The sequence below is a fragment of the Rufibacter sp. XAAS-G3-1 genome (assembly GCF_013623775.1).
Lineage (GTDB): Bacteria > Bacteroidota > Bacteroidia > Cytophagales > Hymenobacteraceae > Nibribacter.
In genome coordinates this window covers 1-26928 of record NZ_JABFAM010000001.1, presented here as the reverse complement: position 1 = coordinate 26928, position 26928 = coordinate 1, and the positions used below count along the sequence as shown (strand labels likewise).

22 protein-coding genes are annotated in these 26928 nt (G+C 51.9%); 5 read left to right on the top strand and 17 right to left on the bottom strand.

What is annotated here, in order from left to right; genetic code table 11:
- Positions 1–53: 53 nt before the first annotated feature.
- From HHO50_RS00110 to HHO50_RS00075, 8 genes are all read right to left on the bottom strand, one after another.
- Positions 54–1508 carry a glutamate synthase subunit beta gene (locus HHO50_RS00110; protein ID WP_181303973.1) on the bottom strand — a complete coding sequence of 485 codons (1455 nt, stop codon included), beginning with the start codon at positions 1506–1508 and terminating at the stop codon, positions 54–56.
- Positions 1508–6013, bottom strand: a complete 4506-nt coding sequence (gene gltB / locus HHO50_RS00105; protein ID WP_181303972.1) for a glutamate synthase large subunit — start codon at positions 6011–6013, stop codon at positions 1508–1510. The genes HHO50_RS00110 and gltB overlap by 1 nt, the downstream gene beginning before the upstream one ends.
- Before the next feature lie 1058 nt (positions 6014–7071).
- Positions 7072–7557: a hypothetical protein gene (locus tag HHO50_RS00100; protein ID WP_181303971.1), complete on the bottom strand. Its 486-nt coding sequence runs from the start codon at positions 7555–7557 to the stop codon at positions 7072–7074.
- Between the two features lie 76 nt (positions 7558–7633).
- Positions 7634–10804, bottom strand: a complete 3171-nt coding sequence (locus tag HHO50_RS00095; RefSeq protein WP_181303970.1) for an efflux RND transporter permease subunit — start codon at positions 10802–10804, stop codon at positions 7634–7636.
- Between the two features lie 31 nt (positions 10805–10835).
- Positions 10836–11978: an efflux RND transporter periplasmic adaptor subunit gene (locus tag HHO50_RS00090; RefSeq protein WP_181303969.1), complete on the bottom strand. Its 1143-nt coding sequence runs from the start codon at positions 11976–11978 to the stop codon at positions 10836–10838.
- A 23-nt stretch (positions 11979–12001) separates the two neighbouring features.
- On the bottom strand, positions 12002–13333 hold the full coding sequence (locus HHO50_RS00085; protein ID WP_181303968.1) for a TolC family protein: 1332 nt from the start codon (positions 13331–13333) through the stop codon (positions 12002–12004).
- A gap of 45 nt (positions 13334–13378) precedes the next feature.
- Positions 13379–13951 (bottom strand): TetR/AcrR family transcriptional regulator, encoded by a 573-nt coding sequence (locus HHO50_RS00080; protein WP_181303967.1) that lies wholly within the window; start codon positions 13949–13951, stop codon positions 13379–13381.
- Between the two features lie 307 nt (positions 13952–14258).
- Positions 14259–15242 (bottom strand): YpdA family putative bacillithiol disulfide reductase, encoded by a 984-nt coding sequence (locus HHO50_RS00075; RefSeq protein WP_181303966.1) that lies wholly within the window; start codon positions 15240–15242, stop codon positions 14259–14261.
- A 653-nt stretch (positions 15243–15895) separates the two neighbouring features.
- Between HHO50_RS00075 and HHO50_RS00070 the strand changes: the two genes are divergently transcribed.
- From HHO50_RS00070 to HHO50_RS00050, 5 genes are all read left to right on the top strand, one after another.
- On the top strand, positions 15896–18106 hold the full coding sequence (locus HHO50_RS00070; protein WP_181303965.1) for an FUSC family membrane protein: 2211 nt from the start codon (positions 15896–15898) through the stop codon (positions 18104–18106).
- Between the two features lie 114 nt (positions 18107–18220).
- The gene (locus HHO50_RS00065; protein WP_181303964.1) at positions 18221–18757 is read left to right on the top strand and encodes a YceI family protein; all 537 of its coding nucleotides are present in this window, start codon (positions 18221–18223) and stop codon (positions 18755–18757) included.
- Positions 18758–19094: 337 nt separating this feature from the next.
- Positions 19095–19637, top strand: a complete 543-nt coding sequence (locus HHO50_RS00060; RefSeq protein WP_219921402.1) for a GAF domain-containing protein — start codon at positions 19095–19097, stop codon at positions 19635–19637.
- A 720-nt stretch (positions 19638–20357) separates the two neighbouring features.
- Positions 20358–20855: a Panacea domain-containing protein gene (locus HHO50_RS00055; protein ID WP_181303963.1), complete on the top strand. Its 498-nt coding sequence runs from the start codon at positions 20358–20360 to the stop codon at positions 20853–20855.
- Entirely contained in the window at positions 20836–21231 is a 396-nt protein-coding gene (locus tag HHO50_RS00050; protein ID WP_181303962.1) for a hypothetical protein, read from the top strand. The genes HHO50_RS00055 and HHO50_RS00050 overlap by 20 nt, the downstream gene beginning before the upstream one ends.
- Before the next feature lie 193 nt (positions 21232–21424).
- Here HHO50_RS00050 and rlmF read toward each other — a convergent pair whose 3' ends face one another.
- From rlmF to HHO50_RS00005, 9 genes are all read right to left on the bottom strand, one after another.
- On the bottom strand, positions 21425–22447 hold the full coding sequence (rlmF, locus tag HHO50_RS00045) for a 23S rRNA (adenine(1618)-N(6))-methyltransferase RlmF (RefSeq protein WP_181303961.1): 1023 nt from the start codon (positions 22445–22447) through the stop codon (positions 21425–21427).
- A 71-nt stretch (positions 22448–22518) separates the two neighbouring features.
- Positions 22519–22935: an SRPBCC family protein gene (locus HHO50_RS00040; protein ID WP_181303960.1), complete on the bottom strand. Its 417-nt coding sequence runs from the start codon at positions 22933–22935 to the stop codon at positions 22519–22521.
- A 458-nt stretch (positions 22936–23393) separates the two neighbouring features.
- Complete coding sequence (locus tag HHO50_RS00035; RefSeq protein WP_181303959.1) at positions 23394–24473, bottom strand: AAA family ATPase; 1080 nt, start codon at positions 24471–24473, stop codon at positions 23394–23396.
- Positions 24474–24813: 340 nt separating this feature from the next.
- On the bottom strand, positions 24814–25038 hold the full coding sequence (locus tag HHO50_RS00030) for a hypothetical protein (protein ID WP_181303958.1): 225 nt from the start codon (positions 25036–25038) through the stop codon (positions 24814–24816).
- A complete protein-coding gene (locus HHO50_RS21460; RefSeq protein WP_181303957.1) occupies positions 25035–25214 on the bottom strand; it encodes an ankyrin repeat domain-containing protein in 180 nt (59 codons plus the stop codon). Before HHO50_RS21460 ends, HHO50_RS00030 begins: the two co-directional genes overlap by 4 nt.
- A complete protein-coding gene (locus tag HHO50_RS21455; RefSeq protein ID WP_370457507.1) occupies positions 25207–25713 on the bottom strand; it encodes an IS1 family transposase in 507 nt (168 codons plus the stop codon). Before HHO50_RS21455 ends, HHO50_RS21460 begins: the two co-directional genes overlap by 8 nt.
- A complete protein-coding gene (locus HHO50_RS00015) occupies positions 25710–26057 on the bottom strand; it encodes a hypothetical protein (protein WP_181303955.1) in 348 nt (115 codons plus the stop codon). The genes HHO50_RS21455 and HHO50_RS00015 overlap by 4 nt, the downstream gene beginning before the upstream one ends.
- A gap of 172 nt (positions 26058–26229) precedes the next feature.
- Entirely contained in the window at positions 26230–26523 is a 294-nt protein-coding gene (locus HHO50_RS00010) for a type II toxin-antitoxin system RelE/ParE family toxin (RefSeq protein WP_181303954.1), read from the bottom strand.
- On the bottom strand, positions 26511–26750 hold the full coding sequence (locus HHO50_RS00005) for a hypothetical protein (RefSeq protein WP_181303953.1): 240 nt from the start codon (positions 26748–26750) through the stop codon (positions 26511–26513). The genes HHO50_RS00010 and HHO50_RS00005 overlap by 13 nt, the downstream gene beginning before the upstream one ends.
- Between the last annotated feature and the right edge of the window lie 178 nt (positions 26751–26928).

Sequence of the window (26928 nt, the reverse complement as noted above, 5' to 3'; positions counted from 1 at the left end):
GACAGGCAAGAACGGGACTTCTCAAAATGGATGTCGTGCTACTTGATACACACCTAAAACAGCTGGTACTTAGATAATTCCTTAGACGGCAACTCTGAGCTTCCCATCAAATAAACGTCCATCGCGCGGGCGGCCTCGCGGCCATCTGAGATGGCCCAGACTACCAATGATTGTCCGCGGCAGGCGTCACCGGCGGAGAACACGCCGGGCACGTTGGTTTGCCAATCGTTGAGTTTGAAGTTGCCGCGTCTGTCTAGTTCAAACTTGAAGCTGGAGGTGAACGCATCATGTTCCGGGCGCTCGTAGCCGATGGCAATCAGAGCCAAATCACAGGGCAAGATGCGCTCGCTGTTCGGTTTCTCAGTGTACTCGCTCTGGTTTTTCCATTCCAGTTCCACCACGCGGAGGCCTTTCACGTGGCCGTTTTCATCGGCGATGAACTCCTTGTTGAGCCAGCCCCAACTCCGCTCGCAGCCCTCTTCGTGCGAAGAAGAGGACGAAAGGGTCACCGGTTCCTCGGGCCAGGGATTGTGCGGATGGCGTTCTGAGCTGGGCATGTAGCGGTATTGCAGTTGGGTCACAGATTTGGCGAACTGACGGTTGGCCGTGCCCACGCAATCGGAGCCGGTATCACCGCCGCCAATCACCAGCACGTGCTTGCCTTGGGCGTTGATGTCCTGCTCCGGCGCAATCTGTGCACCATCCACCCGGCGGTTCTGCAAGCCCAGGTAATCCATCGCGAAATGGATGCCTTTGAGGTGGTTGCCCGGAATGGCTATAGCGCGCGGTTTGGATGACCCGATGGCGAGCAACACCGCATCAAACTTCCGGTACAGCTTTTTAAGGGTGGTATCTTGCCCAATGGTACGGTTGTACTTGAACTTGATGCCCTCGGCTTCCAGAATAGCAAGCCGGCGGTCAATCGTCCACTTTTCCAGCTTGAAATCTGGGATTCCGTAACGGAGCAAACCACCGGCTTTTTCGTCTTTTTCATAGACGGTTACTTTGTGGCCTGCCTGGTTCAACTGAGCGGCGGCGGCCAGTCCGGCAGGGCCGGAGCCTACCACGGCTACTTTCTTGCCAGTGCGCTGCACCGGTGGGTTTGGCTTCACCAATCCCAGTTCAAACGATTTTTCGGCAATTGCCTTCTCAATGTGCTCAATGGCTACGGCCGGTTTGTTGATGGACAACACGCAGCTGCTCTCGCAGGGCGCGGGGCAGATACGGCCGGTGAACTCCGGGAAGTTATTGGTACTGTAGAGCACGCGTACCGCCCGTTCCCAATCGCCTTCTGAGACCGCATCGTTGAAGTCAGGAATCAGGTTGCCCAATGGGCAGCCGTTGTGACAGAACGGAATGCCGCAGTCCATGCAGCGGGTCGCCTGTATTTTGGTCTTCTCTTCCGGAAAAGGCAGGTAAATCTCGTTGGAGTCGTTTACCCGTACTTTGGGGTCACGGGTGGCGGGTACCTCCCGGTTGTATTTCAAAAATCCGTCTGCTTTTCCCATTACACCAATGCTTTTTCGGTTTCCACTTCTTTTACTTGCAAAGCCTTCTTCAGGTCATGCGGCATCACTTTCACAAACTGCTGGCTGTTTTGCTCCCAATTTGCCAGTAGCTCCTGCGCCCGCAAACTGCCGGTGTAGGCCACGTGCTCCTGTAGTTTTTGTTCAATCCAGCGGAAGTCATCGGCCTCCGGAACTTCCAGGCCTACCATGTCCAGGTTGCACTGATCCAGGTAGCTGGGGTCTGACGCGTAGAGGTACGCGATTCCGCCACTCATACCGGCCGCGAAGTTCTTCCCAATTTCGCCCAGCACCAGCACCTTGCCGCCCGTCATGTACTCGCAGCCGTGGTCACCTATGCCTTCCACCACCGCCTCGGCGCCCGAGTTACGCACGCAGAAGCGTTCCCCGGCCATGCCGTTGATATACACCTTGCCGCCCGTTGCCCCGTACAGCGCCACGTTGCCCGTAATGATGTTTTCGTGCGCCAGGTACTGACTCTCTTTGAAAGGCTGAAGAATGATTTTCCCACCCGATAAACCTTTGCCCAGATAATCGTTCGCCTCGCCCATCAACCGGAACGTGATACCCGGTGCCAGGAACGCCCCAAAGGACTGTCCCGCCGAGCCGTAGAAGGTGGTTTTAAAGGAATCTTCCGGCAAACCGTGCTTCCCGAAGGTGCTGGAGATTTCATACGACAGCATGGTGCCCACGGCGCGATCCACGTTGTTGATGCGGTACTCCACCTCGGTATTGCCTTTCTTCAGGTCTCTGATGAGCTTTTTATCCAGCACTTTGGCAATCTCATGGTCTTGCTCAATCTGCTTGTAAGTACCCACATTGCGCGGCACGTACTCCTGGTGCAGAATAGGAGAGAGATCCAGGTTCTTTAGTTTCCAGTGGTTCAGGTCAGTTCTGATTTTCAGAATCTGCGACTGACCCACCATCTCGTTGATGGTTCTGAAGCCCAGCGAGGCCATAATCTGCCGCAACTCCATGGCCAGGAACGTGAACAGGTTCACCACGTGGTCTGGGTTTCCGGTGAAGAGTTGGCGCAGCTCCGGGTTCTGCGTGGCGATGCCTACCGGACACGTATTCAAGTGGCACTTGCGCATCATGATACAGCCTTCGGCGATGAGGGCAGCGGTCGCCACTCCGTATTCCTCAGCGCCCAGCAAGGTAGCCACGGCCAGGTCATAGCCCGTCAGAATTTTACCGTCCGTTTGCAACACCACGCGGCTGCGCAGGTTGTTTTTCAGAAGCGTCTGGTGCGCTTCGGCCAAGCCGATTTCCCACGGCAAGCCGGTGTGCCGGATAGAACTCAGCGGACTGGCCCCGGTTCCGCCGTCGGCGCCGGAAATCATGATGGCATCTGCTTTGGCTTTGGCTACGCCCGAGGCGATGGTGCCCACCCCAGCCTCGGCCACCAACTTCACGTTGATGCGGGCTTTGGGGTTGGCGTTCTTCAGGTCGAAGATGAGTTGCTTGAGGTCTTCAATGGAGTAGATGTCATGGTGCGGCGGCGGCGAAATGAGACCCACACCCGGCGTAGAACAGCGCACGCGGGCAATCCAATGGTCAACTTTATGGCCGGGTAACTGTCCGCCCTCGCCGGGTTTGGCACCCTGGGCAATTTTAATCTGGATTTCATCGGCGTTCGCCAAATAGTGGCTGGTCACGCCAAATCGGCCGGAGGCTACCTGCTTGACGCGGGATCGCTCCGAATCTCCGTTGGCGTGCTTGATGTAGCGGGCCTCGTCTTCACCGCCTTCGCCGCTGTTGCTTTTGCCGCCGATGCGGTTCATGGCGATGGCCAGCGTGCTGTGCGCTTCATGGGAAATAGACCCGAAGGACATGGCCCCCGACCCAAAGCGGGTCAGGATGGAAGCAACGGGTTCTACCTCGTCTAATGGCACCGACTGGCGCTTCCGGAACTCAAACAAATTGCGGAGCGTGATAGCCGTTTCCTGCTGGTGTTCCCGAATGGATTTAGAATACTCCTTATATAAAAGATAATCATTAAGTCGGGTGGATTTCTGCAGCAGGTGAATCACCTTGGGCGTGAGCAAGTGCTCCTCGCCGTCGCGCCGCCATTGGTAATAACCGCCGGACTCCAACAGGTTCTCCAAATCTGGGTACGCGCTTTGGTGCTTGGTCAAGGTTTCGCGTTCCAGGTCTTCAAAGTTGAGACCTTCCAGGCGGTTGGTAGTGCCTTTGAAGCATTTCTCAATGACTTCCTGACCAAGCCCCAGAATCTCAAAAATCTGCGAACTTTGGTACGACTGTAGCGTACTGATGCCCATTTTAGACAAAATTTTCAGCAAGCCATTGTCAACCGCGTAAATGAAGTTCTGGAAATAATGGGTGTAGGGGTGTGCATTGTCCAGTTTCTGCTGGTCGTGCAGGCTTTTGATGGTGTCATAGATGAGGAACGGATACACGGCGCTGGCCCCGTACCCAATGATGGTAGCGAAATGATGGGTTTCCCAGGCATCACCGGCCTCAACCACCAATCCGGCTTTGGTGCGCAGGCGTTTCTCAATCAAGTGGTGGTGCACAGCCCCCACCGCCAGCAAAGACGGAATAGCCGCCCGTTGTGCCTCTACCTTACGGTTAGAAATAATCAATATTTTCTTGCCCGCGCGCACGGCAGCCTCGGCTTCGGCGCAGATGCGGTCAATGTTGCGTTGCAGGTTACCAGGTTCACGCGTGGAGAAGGTGGCGTCTATGTTTTCGTGTTCAAATCCTTCCTCTTTCAGGAACACCAGTTTCTGGAACTCCACCGGATCCATGACCGGCTGCGAAATATGAATCTGGCGGGTGTGCAGTTCGCTCTCGTCCAGAATGTTCAACGACTCACCCACGCGCGTGAACAATGACATCACCAACCGCTCTCTAATGGAGTCAATAGGCGGGTTACTCACCTGCGCGAAGAACTGCTTGAAGTAATTGGCTACGTGCTGGCTGTGCTGCGAGAGAACCGCCAAAGGCGTATCGGAGCCCATGCTGCCCACTGGTTCGTAGCCGGTAGAGGCCATCGGTTCTACCACCATTTTGAGATCTTCGCGGGTGTAGCCGTACGCTTTCTGGCGCTGTCTCAGTTCTTCGGGGGAGCAGGGCTGTAGCAAAACGCTCGGCTCCGGCCGAAGTCTCAGTTTGATGCGGTTTTTCTGAATCCAGTCAAAATACGGCTTGTCCTGGCAGACCAGTTGCTTGATTTCCTCGTCCTCAAAAATGCGGTTCTGGGAAATATCGGCCAGCAGCATTTTGCCGGGTTGCAGACGACCGCGCTTGATGACATCTTTGGGGTCTACGCACAGCGCACCGGCTTCAGAGGCCATAATCAAACGGCCCTGCTTAGTCAGGCAGTAGCGCACGGGACGCAGGCCGTTTCTATCTAAGGTAGCGCCAATCTGGGTACCGTCGGTGAAGAAGAGGGCGGCGGGGCCGTCCCAGGGCTCCATTAATGACGCATGGAATTTATAGAACGCCTTTTTGTAGGTGTCCATGTGGGAGTTGTTCTGCCAGGCCTCGGGCACCAGCATCATCATCACATGCGGCAACGGCCTTCCCGACAACGTCAGCAGTTCCACCAGTGCATCCAGGTTAGCCGAATCGGAATCATCGGGGTTGGTGATAGGAATAAGCCACTGCATCTCTTCCTCGGTGAACAAGGGCGAGGACATGAGCGCTTCCTTGGACTTCATCTTGTTCACGTTCCCCCGGATGGTGTTGATTTCACCGTTATGGGCAATAAACCGGAACGGCTGGGCCAGCCGCCAATTAGGAAACGTGTTGGTAGAGAAACGGGAGTGGACTACGGCTAGCGCCGATTTAAACTCAGGGTGGCGCAGGTCATGGTAATAGCGTTCCAGTTGGTCAGTTTTGAGCTGACCTTTATAAATAATAGTGCGGGAAGAGAAACTGGCGATGTAGAACGTGCCATTCTCGCCGCGCACACTCTTGCGGGTTTCATTGCTGATGAGGTTGCGGAGCACGAACAACTTGCGCTCCAGGTCTTCACCTTTGATGGTGGGGTCAACCGGTTGCACAAACACCTGCTCAATGTAGGGTTCTACCGCTTTGGCCCCGTGGCCTGGCACCTGTCCGTTCACCGGAACCAGACGGTAGCCAATCAGACTAAGGCCTAACTTGCGGAGGCAGTTGTTCAGGACTTTGCGGGATTTCTCGCGCACTTCGTAGACCGCCGGAAAAAACACCATGCCTACGCCATAGCTTCCCTGGGGCGGCAGCGTAATCGCGAATTCGGCCAGTTCTTTCCTGAAAAACTCGTGGGGCAACTGCACTAAGATACCGGCACCGTCGCCCGTCTCGGGGTCGCTGCCGGTGGCCCCGCGGTGCTCCATGTTCTTGAGCATGGTCAGCGCGTCTTTGACCGTGGCGTGTGATTTCTGACCATCCAGATTGACCACGCAGCCCACGCCGCAGGCATCATGCTCTAATTCGGGGGTGTACAACCCTTTGGGGTGTTTGTCGGCCTGATTCATTCCTTTGTTTGTTCGTTCAGGGTAGGGTGAATCAGTAAGTTAATAGATGTTTAACAAATAATCAAGCTTTATTTTGAGGTATTTATACAAAACAAGCGTTAGGTTTAATAATTACGTATATATCAAGGTTAGATTATGTAAAATATTTAAAAGAGGTATTCTGAAGAATGAGAAGAAATAGAAATTTCATAATAGTGGAACGCAAATAAAATGCAACTGCTTGAGTGTCAATTGAAGGGGAAAAGGGTTTAGAAGGTGGTTTTAGGAAATTCGCTCAAAACTCACTTTAGACCCTTGATGGTTTCATTTTAGTATCTGCTTAGAAATAGTTTCTTCCGGGAGAGTGGCAGGTGCACGCAGTTTGCTGTTCCCCTGGCTTGTCCGCTTTTGCGTGGGTGCACGTGCAGTATTGTTTCAGCTTTGGCGGTATGCGCTCACGGCCGCGGGGCCCCGTCTCCCCCTCTCGCGCTGCCCTTTCGGCCTGAGAAGTCCTCTGCTCTTAGCTCCTGCCTTTCTATAGCCAAAAGCGAGGCGCGCTCGGGGAAGACTGGAACTGGGGAAAGTAGAGAAAGAGGTGATAATTGTACCTGTAGAGACCAGGCACTGCCTTGTCTCTGCCACGCATTCCCTTCCCCTGCAAAGGCGTATTCCCCTCCTCGGAGCTAATCTTGTAGGGAAAAATGAAGGTTATTTATTATTGTTCCAAAAGGTTCCAGAGAATCAAACCGCTGTACCGCTCTTTCGGAGTTCCACTCCGGAAGCGTACTGCCGGGGAGTTCCACTCCCCTTCTTTTGCCCGTAGCTCCCGGCGGAGTGGAACTCCGCAGCAGGCAGGTTCGGGAGTAGAACTCCCGAACAGCAAGAAAAGATTTTTTCCCTACAAGATTAGCCTAGGAGGGGCAGAGATGAGTTCTGTTTTAGGTTTCCTTTTCTGAAAACAGGCCATAAACAAGCCTTCGGCGAAATGGGCGCAATTCCTGCTACCATCATAAAACAAAAAAGCCAGAAAGTCCCCGAAGAAGGTGCTTTCTGGCTTTTTCCGTGTAAAGTTGTAGTTGCTATTTCACTTCGTCCCTAGCTCTTTCCAACAGGTAAATGAGCACCAAGGCCAACAGGTTGATGGTGACAAACGAGGCACCGGCGTGGGCCCCGAAACTGAAGTTGAAGGAGGACAGAGAAAGCTTGGCCTTGAAATGCCAGCTTTCCAGAAAGTCAACACCCACGCCCAGTTTGATGCCCGCCACATAGTTATACGCCAACCCCGAGATCCCGAAACTGAGCACCTGTAACACCTGGTTGGCGAGAGATAAGTTAAAGGCCTTTCTGGTTTGCCTGAAAAGCAGGAAGCCGCACAGGGTGGAGAAAATATAGAGCACCGCGGCCAGAAAGAGGCCCACCCAGGTAGAGGTGGAAGGCTGCTGCAACGCCGGGATCATTTTAAGGCACAGGAAAAGGCCCACCAGCCCACCGGCTAGTTGGTATACCCCGATGAAGCGGGCCAGGGAGAAATTCCTTTTCTGGGAGAAGAGAGGTTGCGTTTTCATGCTGTTTTTGAGAAATCACCAGTAAAAAGCCCCGGCTTCAGAGACCGGGGCTTTTTGAAAAATTAGTGTTTAAACGCTATAAATGTTCGTTGTCATAGTCTTTGTACCGTTCCCGTAACGCGGCGAGGCCTTTCTTGCCATACGCCAGGCGGGTAATCACCACGTACAGCACCGGCACGAAGAAGATGGCTAGGAACGTGGCGGCCAACATCCCACCGATCACTACCCAGCCAATGGTTTGGCGGGAAACGGCCCCTGCCCCGGAGGCCATGGCCAAGGGCACCACCCCCAGGATAAAGGCCAGCGAGGTCATGATAATCGGGCGCAGCCGCAGCCGTACGGCTTCAATGGTGGCCTCAATCAACTCCATGCCGCGGTCTACCCGTTCTTTGGCGAACTCCACAATCAGGATGGCGTTTTTGGCGGCCAGACCGATGAGGGTGATCATCCCGATCTGGGCGTACACGTTGTTGTCCAGTTTGGGCAGGAAAGTCAAGGCCAGAATCGCCCCGAACATGCCCAGCGGAATGGCGAACAGGATGGAGAACGGTACGCTCCAGCTTTCATACAGCGCGGCCAGCAACAAGGACACCAGCACAATGGACAGCGCGAAGATGTAGATGGTACTGTTCCCAGCCGACAGTTCCTCGCGGCTGATGCCGGAGAAGTCAAAGCCGTAGCCGGCCGGCAGCGTCTGCGTGGCCACTTCCTCCAGCGCCTGCAAGGCCTGTCCGCTACTGTAGCCCGGCGCGGCGCTACCCGTGATGTCAATAGACCGGAACAGGTTGTAGTGGGAAATCACCGCCGGGTTCTCAATCACTCGGGTAGTCACCAGCGCACTCAGCGGCACAGATTCTCCCTGGCGGTTGAGCACGTAAAATTGGTTCAGGTCTTTGATGTCCATCCTGAAGGCGGTATCAGCCTGGGCTACCACCCGGTAATTGCGGCCGTAGCGGGTGAAGTCGTTGATGTAGCGGCTCCCCATGTAAGAAGACATGGTAGAGAAAACATCCGTCAGGTTAATGCCCAGTTTCTTCACCTTCTCGCGGTCTACGTCCACGTGGTAGCCGGGGGTGCGGGTGTTGAAGAAGCTGTACGCCATGGCTATCTCGGGGCGCTGGTTGGCCGCGGCCAGGAACTGCCCCATCACCTGTTCCATTTCTTTGATGTCACCGGCGCTGCGCTGCTGCAACACAAAGCTGAATCCGCCGGAGGCGCCCAAACCTGGGATGGCGGGTGGCGCCACCACAATGATGTTCGCTTCCTTGATGGCGGCAAAACGTTGGTTCAACGTGGCCATCACACCCTGCAACTGCATGGATTCCTCCTGCCGTTCGCTCCAGGGTTTCATCTGGACGAAGAAGGTGCCGCTGTTTGATTTGAAGGAGAAGTTAAGCACGTTCAAACCAGAGATGGAAGTCGAGTTCCTGATGGCGGGAACTTCGCCCAGAATCTTGGACATTCTTTCCAGAATCAGTTGGGTTCTGTTCGCCGAGGAACCCTCGGGCAATTCCACCGCGATCATCAGACGGCCTTCATCCTCCGTCGGGATAAAGCCGGTTGGTTTGGTCGCGAACAAGCCCACCGTGCCCACATAGATACACACCAATAGAATCAAGGCCAACGGCGCGGCTTTGATGCTCTTGCGCACACCGGTAGAGTAAGACTCCGTGGTGCGGGCAAACCAGTTGTTGAATTTGAAGAAGAACTTGTTCAAGCCCCGCGATTCGCGGTTCACGTTCATGGGGCGCAGCATGATGGAGCAAAGCGCCGGCGTCAAGGTCAAGGCCACAAACGCCGAGATCAATACCGAGATGGCGATGGTGATGGCGAACTGCTGGTACAGACGGCCCACGATGCCCGGAATAAAGCCCACCGGAATAAACACCGCCGCCAGAATCAAGGCAATGGCGATGACCGGGGCGGTGATGTCTTTCATGGCCTTGCGCGTGGCCTCCCTAGCCGAGAGCCGCTCATGGTCAATATAATGCTGCACCGCTTCCACCACCACAATGGCATCATCCACCACAATCCCGATGGCCAGCACAAACCCGAACAAGGTCAAGGTGTTGATGGTAAAGCCCAGCGGAATGAAGAAGATGAACGTGCCTATGATGGACACCGGAATGGCCAGGATAGGGATCAAGGTGGCCCGCCAGCTTTGCAGGAACAGGAACACCACGATGATCACCAGAACCAAGGCCTCTAACAAGGTAACGATCACCTCATTGATGGACACTTCCACCACCGTCACTGACTCAAAGGAGACAATGTAATCCACATCGGCGGGGAAGGAGGCTTTCAGTTCTTCCAAGGCGGCGTAGATGCCGTCTGCGGTGGCTACCGCGTTAGAGCCCGGTGCCTGGTAAATCAGCATCATGGCCGATGGGTTCCCGTTGATGGTGGCTTGGCGGCCATAGTCAAACTGCCCAAACTCCACACGCGCCACATCTTTCAAATACACCAGCGAACCGTCTGCTGGGTTGGTGCGGATGATCACGTTCTCAAACTGTTCCTTGGTGACCAAACGGCCACTCACCGTAATGGGGTATTGGAACGCCTGCGTGCTGTACTGCGGTCGTGAACCTACCGTACCGGCGGCCACCTGCATGTTCTGCTCCTGGATGGCGGCCACCACTTGGTTCGCGTTCATGCTGTACTGCGCCATTTTATCGGGCTGCAGCCACAAACGCATACTGAAATCCTGACCAATGGCCGTTACGTCCCCCACGCCTTGCACCCGCAGCAACGCGTCTTTCACGTAGATGTTGGAGTAGTTGTCCAGGTACTGGATGTCGTGGGTTCTCTTAGGCGAGTAAATCCCGATCACCATCAAAATACTGGGGTTCCGTTTCCGTACCGTCACACCCAGGCGTCTTACCTCTTCGGGCAAGCTGGGCTCCGCCACGCTGGCGCGGTTCTGCACGTCCAAAGTGGCGATGTCAATGTCCGTGCCCACCTCAAAGGTCACGGTCATGTTCATCTGGCCGGTACTGGTGTTGGTGGAGGTGAGATAGGCCATGCCCGGCGTACCGTTGATCTGCGTCTCAATGGGCGTGGCCACGGTCTGCTCCACCGTCTGCGCATCGGCCCCCGTGTAGTTCGCCGACACTGATACCGTGGGCGGCGAAATGTCTGGGTACTGGGTGATGGGCAAGTTCATCATGGCCAGCGTTCCTACCAGCACAATCACGAGCGAGATGACGATGGAGGTGACGGGCCGTCTTATAAATATATCAGATATCATAGGGTTTCTGAAAAAGCTGCTTTAAACGTTATTATCTGGCTCCGGCTGCGGGGGCACTACCGGCGGCCTGCGGTGCGCCTACCTGTACTTTCGCGCCCTGGCGCAGTTTCTGGATGCCTTCCACCACAATCACCTGCCCGGCTTCCAGCCCTTCGCGGGCCACAATCTTGTCTTGGAAGCGGGTGCCCAATTGGATGTTCTGCTGCTGCACAGAGTCGCCCTGCACCACGTACACGAAGTACTCGCCCAATTGCTCGGTCACGGCTTTGTACGGAAGGGTGACCTGCTGCCCTATGTCCTGGTTCAGCACGTTCACGCTCACGGTCATACCGGCCACCAATTGGCGGTCTGGGTTGGGGAAGCTCACGCGTACGGTGATGGTACCCGTCTGTAAACCCACGGCGCGGTCAATGGCGGTCAGCTTGCCGGTGTGCGGATAGGTGGAGCCATCAGATAAGGAAAGGGTGAACGTAGAGTCTGGCTGTTTGCCCTGTTGCAGGCGGTTGAAGCGGGGAAGTTCCTGCTCATTGATCACGAAGTCCACCCCGGTAGGCCCGTCTGAGGAAATGGTGTTCAGCAAGGTCTGCCCCGGGCTTACCTGGGAACCCACGCGCACCTGCGAGATCCCAATGGTACCGCTGAAAGGCGCATTGATGATGGAATACCCCAAATCTGTGGAGGCGCTGGCCACTTGGGCACGGGCCACCGCCACGTTGGCGCGGGCCGTCTCCACATCGGCGCGGGCGTAATCTACGCGCTGACGGGCGATGGCGTCCTGTTTGGCTAGGTTCTCATAGCGTTCCAGGTCTTTCTGTACGCGGTTCAGGTTGGCCTGGGCGCTGCGTACATTGGCTTGGGCCTGACGGTAGGCGGCCTGGTATTTGGTGCGGTCAATCTCGTAGAGCCGTTGGCCTTTGGTCACGCGCTGCCCGTCTTTCACGAAAATCTGGGTAATGTAGCCACTCACCTGAGGGCGCAGTTCCACTTCATTGAGCGGTACCACGGTGCCCGGGTACGTGTCTGTACCGGTGACATGTTCTTGGGTAACGGTGTAGACGTTCACGGGAACCGCAGCGGCCATGGGGTTTTGCTGTGGGGCCTCGCTCTTACCGCAAGAAACCAACAGGGCGCCAGACAAGGCAAGCGCCGCTACAAAGGATAGATTTAACTTCATGTTGCTAGGATTTTTCTCTCTGATTAGTAGTTGACGGCAATGGTACCCAGGGCGCGCTGCACATCCAGCTTGCTGGAAAGTACGTTGTAGAGGGCGTTGTAATAATTGAGTTGGGCGGTTCTGAGGTCAGTCTCGGCCACAATCAGATCCAGGTAGGTTTTGATGCCCTCGTTGTACTGGAGCTTGATCACGTTGTAGACCTCCTCGGCCAGCTGCACGTTGCTTTGCAGGGTGAGCCAGTCATTGTAATCGCTCTTGTAATTGGCCAGGGCCGTCTGGTACTCGGTGTTGATGCGGCGCTGGAGACCCTGCAGTTCCACGTTCAGGCTTTCTTCCTGCAGCTCAGAAATACGCACGTTCTGCAGTCTTCGGCCCCCCTGGAAAATAGGAATGCCCACCTGCAAACCCAGAACCGAAGTAGGGTAGGACTGGCTGTAGACATCTCCGAAGGAGGAGCTGAAATAGGTAGGGTTGTAGTTGACGAAGGCCGAAGCGGTGGGCAAAAAGCCCCACTGGTAATAGCGGGTGTTCAAGCCCTGGATCTGGCGCTGCGTCTGGATCTGCTGGAACTCCACCCGGTTGGCAAACGCGATGGTTTGGGTGGTATCAATGGCAATGTTCTGCTGCATCTGGTTGTAGTCATAGGCCAGCGTGAGCGGGGAGCCCACCGGCAAACCCATCAACTCCTGCAACAAAGCAGTGCTGGCTTTCACGGCCTCCTGCGTTCTTTTGCGGTCGGCCCGGATGCTGTTGAGGGTGATGCTGGCCCGTTGGTAATCGGTTTTGTCAACCAGGCCTTGCTCGTACTGGGCGCGGGCATCACGGTACTGTTTTTCCTGCCGGGCGATGTTCTCGTCCAGAATACGCAGCTGCTCCTGGCTTAGCAGAATGTTGTAAAACGCCTTGCTCACGTCTACCACTGTGTTGATTTTGGTGGATTGGGTGTTCAGATCCAGCGCGGTTCTGGTGAAACGGGCGGCTCTGGAGGCCAGCAGCAGGTCATTGCTGTACAGCGTCTGGTTCGCTTGGAAGTTGATGTTGGACGTGTATTTCTGCCCAATGGTAATCACCTGGTCGCCGAACACACTCTGGGGCCGTTTTATGTTGTAGTTGAACGCGTAGTTAGCGGCCACCTGCGGCAACCACCCCGATAGTTGCGCCCTGATCTGACGCTCGCCGATTTCCTCGTCTATCTGAGCCTGCTGCACTTGGGCCTGGTTTTTTAACGCATACGCCACGCACTGCTCCAGGGATAACCGCCCGGCGGTGCTATCTGGGGCCACCTGTGCCCGAAGCGCGAAAGGTGCCCACAGGCAACTCAGCAGCACAGACATCAGAATCCTTGTTTTCTTCATAAGAACTGTAAATAATAAATCGGTAAGGAGGTTGCTAGTAGGAGTTTATAGCTTACGGATGCTATCCCAAATCATCTGTGCCAACTGGCGGAATTCTTTGTCGCCCAGCGTCACTTTTCCGTCCAGGTGTACTTTGGCAGCCGTGATAATGCTACTGTGCACCATAATGGACATAAGTTTCTGGTCTATGTCCCGGAGAATTCCGTGGCGGTGCCCCATTTCAATGAACTGCATGATCTCGCTCCGGAAGCGCTCATTTGTTACCTGGGAACAACGCGCGTAATACGGCGAAATCATAAACTGCTCCAGGAAAAACAGCACATCGGGGTTCTGGATGTAGAACTGGCAGCGGCTGATCCAGCGCAGGAAAAAGTTCTCCTGTAGATCCATGCCCTCCTGCAGGTTTCCCTGCAAGGCTTCCTGGATGCGGTGTTGGGTATAGGCAAACAACTCCATGATGAGGGTGTCTTTGCTATCGAAATAATGGTAGATAGTACCCGCCGCTACCCCGGCTTTTTTGGCCACCAGGCTCATGGGCGTACCATGAAAACCATTTTCCTTGATCAACTTCAGGGTACTTTCCAGAATCGCCTTTTTCTTCTCTGCCAGTATCTCCAACTCGTCTTTTTATGTCTATTGAACGTTCATTCGGGGCGCAAAGTAACGGACAAAAGCAGGGAGTATGCAAAGGTTTTAACATTTAATTCCTATTTCAGAACTTTTTATTCTAGTTGAATTTGTGGTAAGTGACTTATACTTAACAAAGTATTGAATAATGATTCAATAGGTTTCTTTCTGGATACCTGGCAAAAGTAAACAACTGAAGGAAGTCTGTTTTAGGGGCGTTTTCTTTAAAACAGGCCTAAAACAGGATTGTTTAGAGCTAACTGGTGAGGAGGAAGGGATTGTCCCTGCGTGATGGTTCTTAAGGGGCTTGGTCTTGCGCTTGAATGTGCTGGATGATTTTCTCGGCGTGGTCGCGGGAGTTTTCAATGAACCAGAGGTGGGTGTCCATGCCGCCTACTACTACCCCCGCCAGGTACAGACCTGCCTGGGTTGTTTCCATGGTTTCTTTGTTATAGGCCGGGTACAGTTTCTCGTCTGGTGAGAGTTGCACGCCAAATTTGCGGAGCAGGTCAAAATTGGGTTTGTAGCCGGTGAGCGCCAGCACAAAGTCATTCTCAAGCGTAACAAGGCCTTCAGGGGTAAGAATATCCACCTCGCCGGGGCGGATGGCGGTGAGGCAGGAATTGAAATGCGCTTTGATGCTCCCTTCCGCAATGCGGTTTTCAATATCTGGTTTTACCCAGTATTTCACTCGTCGGCCAATGGCCGAACCACGCACCACCATGGTCACTTCGGCCCCTTTGCGGTACGTTTCCAGCGCGGCATCTACCGAGGAATTGCTGGCCCCCACCACCACTACTTTCTGCAGCGCGTAATAATGCGGGTCTTTGTAGTAGTGCGTCACGTGCGGCAACTCCTCGCCGGGCACGTCCATGAGCGCGGGCAGGTCATAGAAGCCGGTGGAGATGATGACTTTACGGGCATGATATGTGCCTTTGGCCGTTTGCACCTCAAACCTGTTTTCAGCTTTTTGCACCGAAAACACCTCTTCAAACAACCGCACGTGCAGGTTAAACTTACCCGTGACCCGGCGGTAATACTCCAGGGCCTCGTTGCGGCGGGGCTTGGGGTTGTCTGAGATGAAGGGCACACCGCCAATCTCCAACTTCTCAGAAGTAGAGAAAAACGTCATGGTCGCCGGGTAGTTGTAGAGCGAGTTGACCAGCGCGCCTTTGTCCAGGATCACGTAAGAGAGTCCGGCTTTCTGGGCCTCAATGCCGCAGGTCAACCCAATGGGCCCCGCCCCAATGATGACAATGTCCAGTTCTGTAGGTGTACGCATGCGGCAAAGGTAAGGAGTGATTTTGAATGAGTGATGGAATGTGAGAGCATACGGCTAAACGTGCCAAAAGCTGCTGTGAGGACGCCCGTAGATTCAAATGAGGGGAGTTCTCCACTCGCTCGCCTCCGGCGAGTGTGGGTTACCTGCGGCGTTCCGCCGCTAAGTACGGAAACAGCATTCCGTTATCCTATTTGTCCTCCTGAAAGGATCCTGTGGGCGAACTAGAATAGCTTTGATAGGGCGTTATTGCCGTTCGCGACCAAGATCTTTCCAGGAGGAAAACAAAAAGAATAGGACAAACTAGGTTTTGTCCACGTACTTATCCTCAACTCGGCGGGACGCCGAAAGTAGCTCCCACTCGCCGGAGGGGAGCGAGGGTGCTGGTTAACTACCAGGGTGGGGAAAGGGCTCGCTTTGGAGTTGGAAGAATATCCAGCAGCTTTGCGTTTTTAGGCTAGTTTTTGAAAATCGGCTCAAAAAGGGGAGCTTGCGTACAGACCACAATTTGAAATATCGCAGGTACTTGCTTCTTCGTACAGGCAAGAGAAAGTGCTTTTTTGCGTACCACGTGTGAAGCTCTCAGTCATTGCTTAAGCTTATACTTTTTTCATTCACTCAACCATTCAACCTCTCAATCATACAATCATCAAAGAATGAACAGGAAAGTCAGGGAGCTACAGTACTTTTTCTACAGTCAGAACTTCTATGATGGCATACGGGTCACCATAGCGGCGCTGCTGCCGGCGTTGCTGATGTCTTTTCTGGGGCACTTTGAGTGGGGGATTGCGATCTCACTGGGTGCGATTGGGGTGAGCCTGGCCGATTCGCCGGGGCCGATGCTCCACAAGCGGAACGGCATGCTGGTGGGAATTGGCGTCTGCACCCTGGTGGCACTGGTGACCGGTTTTGCGCGCATGCACGTGGTCACGCTGGGGCTGGAGATTCTGGTGTTCAGCTTTGTGTTCTCCATGCTGCTGGTGTACGGCATGCGGGCTTCGTTCATTGGCCTGGGCGGACTGTTGGTGCTAGTCATGACCATGGACAGGCCCCTGGAAACGCAGCAGGTGCTCCTCAACAGTGCTCTGGTCATGGGGGGTGGCGTGTGGTACCTGTTGCTCAGCCTGGTCACCAACCAGTTTATGCCGTACCGGCCGGCGCAGCAGGCCCTGGGCGAGTGCATTAGGGAAGTGGCGAAGTTCCTGCGCATGAAGGCCGACTTTTACCAGCCCCACACCCATCTGGAGGAGTCTTACCGGCAACTGATCTCGCAGCAGGTTCTGGTGAGTGAGAAACAGGGCGCCGTGCGCGAACTGCTGTTCAAAAGCCGCCAGATGGTGAAGGAATCCACAGAAGCTGGGCGCACGCTGGTCATGACCTTCGTAGACATGGTGGATCTTTACGAGCAAGTCACCGCCATCCATTATGACTACACCTCCATTAGAGAGCGGTTTGGCGGCACAGGGGTTTTGCAGGAAATAGCAGAGGTTATTGAGCACCTAGCCGATGAACTGGACAACATCGGTTTTGCCATTCAGGCGAACCTGCGCCACAAGAACCTGCTGAACATGAGCCAGAAACTGGAGGAGCTCAAAGCCAGGATTGACGCGGTAGGGGAGCAGCAGGGCCAAAGCGGGAACCTGGTGCTCAAGAAGATCTTCGTGAACATCAGAACCATCGCGCAGCGGCTGTCTGATATCCTTTCGTACTTCAACGCCCATTCTGAGCAGGTGCAGCGCCGGGCCCGGGAACTGGAGTTCTCACAGTTTATCTCGCACCAGAATTTTGACCCCAAACTGTTCTGGAACAATCTCACGTTTAAATCCTCGGTGTTCCGGTTCTCGTTCAGGGTGGCGCTGGTGGCCTTGTTTGCCTACGCCCTCACCAAGATTTTCCCCTACGGGCAGCACAGTTACTGGGTCTTGCTCACGGTGATTTTCCTGCTGAAACCCGCCTTCAGTTTAACCAAACAGCGGAACATCCAGCGGGTGATAGGCACGGTGGTGGGCGGGGCCATCGGTTTATTGATCCTGTTTCTGGTGCACGATGAGCGGCTGCAGTTTGTGTTTCTGCTGCTCTTCATGACCGGGTTTTACAGCGTGCAGCGCATCAATTATGTTTTGAGCGTGATTCTCATGACACCTTTCATGCTCATTCTGTTCAACTTTCTGGGCGGCGGAAGCCTGGCCATTGTGCAGGAACGGGTGGTAGACACCGTGGTGGGCTGCGCCATTGCGTTTGCCGCCACGTATTTCGTGTTCCCTAACTGGGAATCTAAGCAGGTGGGCGGGTTTATGCAGGCCGTGCTGAACGCCAATTTACGGTACCTGCAGGTATTGGCCGACGTGCTGGCGGGCAAAGAAGTGCTGGAAGTGGAGTACAAACTGGCCCGCAAAGAAGTCTACGTGACCTCGGCTAACCTGTCGGCGGCGTTTCAGCGCATGACCGATGAACCGAAAAGCAAACGGCTCGGCAGCCGCGAGATTTACCAGTTTGTGGTGCTCAACCACATTCTGTCCTCGTACATCGCCACCATTGTCTCTGCCAGGCTGCGGCAGGAATCGGGCAGCTATCCCAAGAGTTTTCTCCGGACGTTGCGGCGCGCCATTTCGTCCCTCACAGATGCGCTCCACGCCTTTGACCCCACCTGGCAAGTGCCCGAAACTAATTGCCTGCCCGCCGAGCCGGAAGCCCCGGAGAAAAAGCAGCTTTCTTCAGATGAACTCCTGCTCAAAGAACAGCTGGAGTTCATCAGGAAAGTAACCGCCGACATTTCTAAAGCGTCTGCCGTCTTGCAGGGGCAGGTTTCCCGCCTATTTTTGAAAAAACAACCCCAAAACGGGAAGAAACTTGGGGGTGGAGGATAGATTCCTGTACTTATGTACCTACATTTAATGTAAGCATGTAATTTCAACTGCAACCAAATGCTTACGTATACTTACCCAGGGCAAGAACCAATAAATCAACTACCTATAAAAGCTATGGCAACTGTTAAATGGTCATTAGACCCCACGCACAGCGAAGTGCAGTTCAAGGTGAAGCATTTGATGATCACCACCGTTACCGGGTACTTCCAGACGTTTAACGTGGAGGTGGAAACCGAAGACGAGGATTTCTCAAAGGCGGGCAGCATTGTGTTCACCGCCGATGTGAATTCCATCAACACCAACAACGAGCAGCGCGACACCCACCTGAAATCGGCCGATTTCTTTGACACGGAGACACATGGTGATATACGGTTTGTGGGAAACCGCTACGAGCAGAACGGGAGTGGCTCTGCCAGGCTGCACGGCGACCTAACCATCAAAGGCACTACCAAACCCGTTACCGTTGACGTAGAATTTGGCGGTATTGTGGTAGACCCTTACGGGCAGACCAAAGCTGGTTTCACCGTCACCGGAAAGATAAGCCGCAAAGAATTCGGCCTGACCTGGAATGCTGTCACGGAGGCCGGAAGTGTGGTGGTGAGCGATGACATAAGACTGAACGCCGAGATCCAATTAGTAAAGCAGGCGTAATTTCCCCTGTCTTCTTCTCAGATAGCAAAAGGAGCCGTACGTGTGCGGCTCCTTTTGTGGTTTATGAAGGCGCCAGTTTTCGGCTTGGCCTTCCTTTTCTTTTCTGTACCAACATAGGGCAGGGCTACTTAGCCAGTGCACCCTTTTCTAAGTGAAGGATACTCTCTTAGGCGGAATATGAGTAAATATACATTCAATCTAATATTAAGCATATCCTTGTGGAAGAATGTGTTGTAATTTTTCTCATAGTTAGTTTAAAGTTTCTTTTAACCTTGCTCCAAAGCCCACGTACTGTGTTAAGCTACCGTTAACAGGTAGCATTGAAAGCTTCGCGTGCATGGCAATAAAAAATACGTTTGGTATTGACATAATACCCGAGAATGAGGCAGACCGGATACAGAAACTGCACGATTATCAGATTTTAAGCATAGAAACCGAAGGCCCTTTTAAGCATATCGCCTCCCTGGCCGCCCATGTTTTTAAGGTTCCTATTGCGTTGGTCTCCTTTGTAGACGCTGAACGGGTTTATTTTAAAGGGAACGTGGGCATAGAAGAAATGACCGAAGTGGATAGGGGCATCAGTCTGTGCTCTTTGTCTATTCTGCATTCAGAAGCCACCGTGTTTGAAGATGCCCTCAAAGAGCCGTGCCTGCTGGCCAATCCGTTGGTGGCGGGTGAGTTTGGGCTTCGGTTTTATGCGGCGGTGCCCATCACCACCCATGACGGCTACAATCTGGGGTCTGTCTGTATTGTAGACAAAGCTCCCCGCCCCTTTACCGAAGATGACCGCACCACGCTGGAATACATGGCCAAACTGGTGATGGATGAACTTGACCTCTGGAAGTGCCGTCTCTACGTGCAGACGCATAGCATGAACTAAGTTGTCTGAAAAGAGCCTTCTTTCTGAAATAAAACGCCAAAAGCCTGAGTTTATAAGGAACTCGGGCTTTTGGCGTTTTATACCCTTCTTGGCTTAACCTCTGCCTGGAACTGGCTTCTTTAGGAGGAATTGGCAGGTCTTCCCTTGGTCACTGTTGTGCACGCAGTTTGCTGTTGCCTCGGCTTGTCCGTTCCCTGCGTGGGTGCAAGTGCTGTATTGTTTCATCTTCGGCGGTACGCGCTCACGGCCGCGGGGCCCCGTCTTCCCCTCTGGCACTGCCCTTTCGGTCTGTACTGCCGGTCTCTCTTAGTGGGGGTTCATCTAGGGCCAAAAGCGAGGCGCGCTCGGGGAAGACTGGAATTGGGGAATGTAAGTAGCAGCGGCGATGATAGAACCCGTAGAGACCAGGCATGCCTTTTTTCTATCTCCTGCAAAGGCGTATTCCCCTCTTGGGAGGGATAGGGGTGGGTTCTGGCGCTCTACCATCTTCCAAGGCGCACCAAGCCTTTTATAGGGATGTCACTCCTTTGTAGCCATTTTCCATTTATCCCGTGTTTTAAGGAAAATACGTTGAAAACAGGATATCCTGCTGCCGTTCAGTTCATAAACTCAAAGGGCATCTTTGTTTTAACAGGATTATTGTTATATTTTTGTTTAGAAGTTTGCCAATCTGTTTGGGAAGCGAACCGCTGGGTTTAAAGTTTTTAATTACGTACCGTCATGGAAAATGCACTCGCCATTGCCAACTTCTTTATCAAGAAGTCTTTTGACACCGGCGAACCCGTGACTAACATGAAACTGGTGAAACTGGTGTACATTGCCCACGGGTGGTACCTGGGTTTGTCTGGACAACCGCTGCTCAGCGAGCCGGTAGAAGCTTGGAAATATGGCCCGGTAGTGCCGTCGGTGTATTATAGTTTCAAGGATTTTGGGGGAGATGCCATCCGGCAGATGGCTACGGGTTCCAATGCCCATGATTCCGCGCCCATTCCCTTACCCAACACCGAGCTGGTGCCGTTTCTGGAAAAGATATGGGAAGTCTACGGGCAGTTTTCGGGCATAGACCTATCGGCCATGACCCACCAGGACAATACGCCCTGGAAGATGATCTGGGACACCCAAGGCCAACACAGCAATAACGTGATCATCCCCAATGATCTTATCAAAGAGTACTACCAGAAGTTAGTAGATACCCCCCATGCAACCCACACCGCCTAGCACCCCTTCGGCCAGCCTTGATTTGAGTGCCATAAAGGCCTCGCCGCCGCCGCAAGCTGGCTTAAGGAAAGCGAAAGAAGAAGACGAATGGTTTACCAACGACCGTCGCAAAAGGGAGCACCAACGGGAGCAGGGGGCCAGAACCATCATTCACTGGGCCATTCAGGGCAACATCATTGTAGCCGGCATCACCATTGGGATCTGTCTGGCCGTTAGGGGTTTCCACCTGATTGCCGCCGAGGATTATAAATGGCTACAACCCGAGCAAATAGACCTGCTGGACAATCTGGCGAAATACGCCGGTTCCGGGGCCGTGGGAAGTTTACTCACCCGGTATCTCACCAAGAACATTGACAACGGGCAAGGGCCATCTTAAAGCTGTTTCTCTGCTACTTTCAGGAAAACACGGGATAAACAAAAAGGAGCGCAACATGCTTTCCTTTAGGCCAATCTTAATTCGATCTGCATTTTTGTCCTCCTGAAGGGAGCTTGGTGGGGAACGGCAATAGCGCACCGGTAAGGCTATTCTGGTTTGGAAGGAAATCTGCGCCACAATGGAGGGATAGCGGTTAATTACCGTCACTTGTGTCCTTTTTTCCAGGTGGTTTATTGCCAGTATTCCACCGGGTAGTCACCCATGCTTTTCGCTGATCTGGGGTAAGGAATGTCCAGGCTATGAAGCGGCTGGTTTTATTTCCCTGGCTCATGGGGATGGTTTTCACTTCGGCCGCGCCGGCTAGCTCCAGGGCTTTGTAGGCACTTTTGAGGTTGGCGCTTTTGGAAACCAGGGTAGAAAACCAGAAACAGGAAGCGGAGAATTGCTTGCTCTCCTCTATCATATCAGCTATGAATTTCGCTTCGCCGCCTTCACACCATAATTCATTGCTCTGGCCCCCAAAGTTCAGGACTGGTTTCGTGATTTTTTGCCCCTTCAGGTTCCGCAGTTTACGGATGGAGCCAGACTGGGCTTCTGCCGAGGAGGTATGAAACGGAGGGTTGCACAGCGTGAGGTCAAAACGCTCGTCTTTTTGGATAATCCCCCTGAAAATGTCTTTGGGGTTGGGCTGTAACCTGCAGGCAATGCGCCCTTTCAAGAGGGGATTCAACTCTACTGTTTTACTCACTGAGGCAATGGAAACCGGGTCAATGTCTGCCCCCACAAAAGACCACCCGTATTCTGTATGCCCAATGATGGGATACACGCAGTTGGCGCCCACGCCAATGTCCAGGCACCTGATGTGCGCTCCCTTGGGTATTTTATTTCCTTTGCCTATTGGGTTCTCACTGCCCAACAAATCTGCGAGGTGGTGCAGGTAGTCTGCTCTCCCCGGTATGGGCGGACAAAGGTAGTTAGGGGGGATGTCCCAGTACTTGATTCCGTAAAAATACTTCAGCAGCGCCTTGTTCAGGGTTTTCACCGCCTCGGGGTTGAAGAAATCAATGGATTGATCCTTGAAGTCGTTCAGCTGCACAAACCGGCCTAGCTCGGGGCTACTCTTGATCAACTGGTTAAAGTCATAGCGCTCCCGGTGCTTGTTGCGGGGGTGTAACTCTGCTTTCTCTTTTGGATGTTCTTTCTTTTTGGGAAGCATTCACGGGGTGTTAACAAAACAACTTTTTTTGTCTGGAGGGTAAATTCTGGCTATGCGGTATTAGGTCGCTTTTAGGCTGTCTCCACGTACTTTCTGAAGTTATCAAGAATAGCTTGCCAGCCGGCTCTTTGCATGTCTGCTGAATGGCTGGTGTCGGGGTCAAACCTCTCAGTCACTTTCGTTTGAGTGTCAAGACCTTCAAATTCAACGGTCACTTGTCTGCCGTCAGCCAAGGAATACGCTATATTTTGGTGGTCGATGACTTCCTCATACGTACCTTCAAAATCGAAGCTCATATCTCCAGATTTTGCAGCCATGGTGGAGGTGAATTTACCGCCGGTTCTCAAATCGTTTTCGGCATGGGGGCAATGCCAGTCATCAGACGCGAAGTTCCAATGCACAATATGCTGGGGTAACGTCCAATACTCCCAAACTTTTTTGATGTCTGCTGAAACAGTGGTCTGAACGGTTATTTTGTTTTCTACCATGCTGATAAGTTGATTTCTATGGTTGAGCCTGTTTAAAGTTTTTCAGTAAGTACGGAGACAGCATTCCGTTATCCTATTTTGTCTTCCTCCTGGAAGGATCTTGTGGGCGAACTGGAACAGCTTTGATGGGGCGTTATTGCCGTTCGCGACCAAGATCTTTCCAGGAGGAAAACAAGAAAAGTAAGTCAAACTAACTTTGCCCGCGTACTTAACCGGTATTTAAAGCAAAGCAATTGCTTTGGGGTAAGCGTGGGCTGGTGCCGTCGTTTTTAGGCTGATTTTACGAAAACAGCCTAAAAACAAGTGGTGTATTTGTGCACTGGTGTAAGCCTCTGCTTGTAACCCGTTTTGGGGCTGATTTTATGAAAATAGGCATAAAACTCTAAACGCCTTCGTTTCTTAAGATTTGTTCTGCTACGCTTGTCTCCGCTGACTATGGTAGCTCAGGCTTGGAGTAACTAAAAGCCTATTTTCTTTTTATTGCCAGCCGTGTCAAAGGCTTTCTCCTCAAAATTGAAGATGTCGGCTAGAGCCATTTCGGTATTGGTTGGTGTGTGGCCCAGAGATTCCAGCAGTCTTTTCGCTTTTTCTGCCGCAAGAGGCTTGAATTCATAGTTCGCGATTAACCGGCCTTTGCGGAGCAGCGCTTTGTCTACCCTTTCAATATTGGTATTGAAGGTGCAGATGATTTTGATGTTCAGGAAATCGCTGAAAAGCCCGTCGGTCAGTTGCAGAATGGTAGATACCACTGAGTTCTCACTGCTGCTTTCTCTAGTGGTAATCACTTTCTCCGCGTCCTCAATCACCAGAATTGAATTTCGGTTCTTCAATAAGAAAGAGATAAAGTCAGGCTTTAAGAGATCCTGCACAAATTCATTCTGGATAAAGATGAAGTTGTTTTCATGGAACCGCGAGAGTAGGTTTTTGATGTAAGAAGTTTTTCCGGTGCCGGGTACGCCATGCAGTAAAATCAGGCCAGATTTTTCCTGCCCCAAAGACTTTTCAATGATGGCGTTGATTTCCTGGAAGTCATCATTGTACAGTTCCTCAATGTTGACCTGCAGAAACTCGCTTTTGACATCCTCGGTATCAAAATGGCTGGAACTGTGGGTAAGCACCTTGAAGGTGGGGGACTTGTTGGTGCCAAATTTTGCCCGCAAGGTTTTGTTCAGGGAAACTACTTCCTGCTCCAGATCAGAATCTGTGGCGTCATAGAGAAATTCAACAAACAGCTCATTGTTTAGCAAGGAAACCCAGAGGAGCAGGTCTTTGGCTGAGCTTTTCAATAGGTACTGGAACGGGTAGTCTTGGGACGAATCAGAATCCTTGTCATCCTCGGTACTCCAATTTTTGAATACCTCCCTTAGTTCCAATTTCTCAGCGTCAAAAGAAGCCATGACTACTTCCATAGATTCTTTGCTTTCCTTGAATGGGGTTTCAAATCTTAGGGTAGAAGGAAGTTTATCAAAACAGATGATATAATAGCGGGTTCTGGCGAAATCATTGTAATCATCAAAGGCATCTATCAAATGGGGCATCTATATTTTTAGTTATTTATGGAGCATCTATGATTCGCTACACCTGTTAGGGTTTGGCATAGTGACGGTACTTCATGACTCCTGTTGATACGAAGAACACAAAGCTTGAATTTAGCAATAAGCTTCAAAAGAAACGCTTAACCTCTCCTTGCTAAAAAAACTTGTTTGCAAACTAGGTGAACCTAAGTGGCAGGACAAATTGAACTATCTATTTTGTCATCTTGAAAGGATCTTGGTCACGAACGGCAATTGTTTGCAATAAGAGCTTTTCTAGTTCGCCACCGAGATCCTTTCAAGATGACAAAGAGAGAAGAAGATATAGTTATTTCTGTCCAATTACTTATCTCTTTTTGGGAACCGCTCTGATGCACATAAAGGCAGGAAATTCATTTAATTCTTTGAAGTGCTTTGGGTCTAGCTTTTCAAATTCGGCCACTGGGGTTGGCTCAATGAGTTTAGCAATGTAAAAGCCATTGTCGGTCAAGGAAGCAAGGCAAGCGCCCAGTGGTCTTCGGTAACTATTCACCTCCACGGGCTTGCCGAAGCCTTTCCAGGGGCATTTCACCGGTTGCTTTCTATGAGCATTATTATTTCAGAATTCTGACTTTCCTTAGCCGCTGTAAGAACAGTGTTGCCTCCTCCATCAGTAGCATTAACATCTGCGCCACTTGATAATAGCAGCTCTACAATTTCTTTATTGCCCTTAGATGCCGCATACATTAAGGCTGTAGTATTAAACAAGTAATGCTGCGAGGTTTTTATTATAGTGGCAGATAAGATATTTGATAGCTCCAATGTGGTTTTCCAGCTTTTTTGAGAAGGCCAGGGCTTTCCTAACCAGCCTGCTGCATCTCTGCCTGAGGGTATTATTGAATCTTTCAATATGGTTGGTGTAGCCCTTTTCTTTTCCTGCTGCCAGCCTTTTATCCTCCTCAAGAATATGATAGCCATTCCAGAAGTCAGTAAAAAAGACAGCCTGCTGTCTGAAAACGGCTGGCACCTTCTCAAACAACAGTTCTGCATTTTCTTGTCCCCTTCCGCCCACATGAAAGGCGATGATCTGCCGGCTTGCCGTATTCATGACCAGCCACAACCATTGCTTATTAGCTTTATCGCCTACAAAGCTCCGCATTTCATCTGCCTCGCACCGGTAAAGCCCAAAGAGTACGCCTTCCTTTTTCTCATATAACCCTCTTAAAAGAGGCTCTGAGAGCTCATTAAAGGCAGGTTCCTGGCTCAGGAAGTGGTCAAATGACGCAAAATCTTCCCGTGCAAGCGCAGGCTCAACCGGTGAAGCGTTTTTTTTAAAGCCTCTATTCTATAAATATGTTCGTCGAACCTATCCTCCAGATGGGCCTGCATGGCCTCTTTGGTCGGAACTTGAGCATGAAGATCGTCCGGCTGGGAGGCATACAGATCGCTGATATAATCGCCAAGCCAAACCTGGCTTACTTCCACAACTCTGGAAATACCCGCTAAGGATATTTTTTCCAAAAGAAGCTTATTACTAATGCCTTTCTGAGCCTGGTTGATCACCTTTTTGGTATTATCCACCACAAACTGATGGCCGCAGTCTTTGCACATACGATTCTGCTTGCCATTATAATGTAACCATTCAATTTTATCTGGGTAGAGCTACATTGGGGACAAAAAAGCTCTGACATAATTTTTCCAATTGATAATTGTTAAAATACAGCAGCATTACTTCTTTAGTTCTACCGCATGGCTTATGCACAATGTTGGCACAAGTATTTTTTTATAATTTCTTTTTCTCTTGGTTTTGCCTGTTGTCGAACAGGGAGAGAATGTAGATAATGTCCTGTTCATGCTTATACAGGATGGTGGTGTGTCGATGTAGCAAAAAACCACGTATATCCTTTTCTGGGTTTTCCAAGCTCCCTATTTTCGGGTACTTGACCAGTAGTTCTAAGAAATTGAAAATCCTAATTGTGAATGTCCTCGCTGCATTTTCTCCAAATTCTTCATGTAGGTAACTCTGTAGCTCTGCTAATTGTCTGCTGGCTCGTTTGTTCCAGATTACTTGAGCCATATTGAGTTCCTTCTTTTCATTTCATCGTGAGACACCCAGGCAGATTCATCTCCGATTTCGCTCTCGCTATCAATAACTTGCCTTTTTTGCTCTTCGGTTAGCCCCTTCCATAAGCTTCCCTCTTCATAGTCCCTTCTGCTGGAGAGAATCATAAATATATCTTCCAACAGCCTCTCATCGTTTGTCGTATCTATGAGTTTGTGTAAGTCTTCTCTTATAGCTGCCATATCTCTTTTTTCTTAGATTATACGAAGATACCTAAATTCTATTTGGTTTAATTCTTATTTGTGCCAACCTTTAGATTAGGGCTCTATCATTTTTGTAACAACTATACTTTTCAATTACCAGGTATCGGAGTAACTTTTGCTCATACCTGAAGAGCAGCCAGTGAACTACTCGCTAACA

Coding starts and splice junctions, on each gene's coding strand:
- HHO50_RS00060 (WP_219921402.1), top strand. CDS start 19,095: ATGGCAATAAAAAATACGTTTGGTATTGACATAATACCCGAGAATGAG.
- HHO50_RS00085 (WP_181303968.1), bottom strand. CDS start 13,333: ATGAAGAAAACAAGGATTCTGATGTCTGTGCTGCTGAGTTGCCTGTGG.
- HHO50_RS00095 (WP_181303970.1), bottom strand. CDS start 10,804: ATGATATCTGATATATTTATAAGACGGCCCGTCACCTCCATCGTCATC.
- rlmF (WP_181303961.1), bottom strand. CDS start 22,447: ATGCTTCCCAAAAAGAAAGAACATCCAAAAGAGAAAGCAGAGTTACAC.
- HHO50_RS00090 (WP_181303969.1), bottom strand. CDS start 11,978: ATGAAGTTAAATCTATCCTTTGTAGCGGCGCTTGCCTTGTCTGGCGCC.
- HHO50_RS00035 (WP_181303959.1), bottom strand. CDS start 24,473: ATGCCCCATTTGATAGATGCCTTTGATGATTACAATGATTTCGCCAGA.
- HHO50_RS00065 (WP_181303964.1), top strand. CDS start 18,221: ATGGCAACTGTTAAATGGTCATTAGACCCCACGCACAGCGAAGTGCAG.
- HHO50_RS00070 (WP_181303965.1), top strand. CDS start 15,896: ATGAACAGGAAAGTCAGGGAGCTACAGTACTTTTTCTACAGTCAGAAC.
- HHO50_RS00040 (WP_181303960.1), bottom strand. CDS start 22,935: ATGGTAGAAAACAAAATAACCGTTCAGACCACTGTTTCAGCAGACATC.
- HHO50_RS00050 (WP_181303962.1), top strand. CDS start 20,836: ATGCAACCCACACCGCCTAGCACCCCTTCGGCCAGCCTTGATTTGAGT.
- HHO50_RS00005 (WP_181303953.1), bottom strand. CDS start 26,750: ATGGCAGCTATAAGAGAAGACTTACACAAACTCATAGATACGACAAAC.
- HHO50_RS00010 (WP_181303954.1), bottom strand. CDS start 26,523: ATGGCTCAAGTAATCTGGAACAAACGAGCCAGCAGACAATTAGCAGAG.
- HHO50_RS00110 (WP_181303973.1), bottom strand. CDS start 1,508: ATGGGAAAAGCAGACGGATTTTTGAAATACAACCGGGAGGTACCCGCC.
- HHO50_RS00075 (WP_181303966.1), bottom strand. CDS start 15,242: ATGCGTACACCTACAGAACTGGACATTGTCATCATTGGGGCGGGGCCC.
- HHO50_RS00100 (WP_181303971.1), bottom strand. CDS start 7,557: ATGAAAACGCAACCTCTCTTCTCCCAGAAAAGGAATTTCTCCCTGGCC.
- HHO50_RS00055 (WP_181303963.1), top strand. CDS start 20,358: ATGGAAAATGCACTCGCCATTGCCAACTTCTTTATCAAGAAGTCTTTT.
- gltB (WP_181303972.1), bottom strand. CDS start 6,013: ATGAATCAGGCCGACAAACACCCCAAAGGGTTGTACACCCCCGAATTA.
- HHO50_RS00015 (WP_181303955.1), bottom strand. CDS start 26,057: ATGTGCAAAGACTGCGGCCATCAGTTTGTGGTGGATAATACCAAAAAG.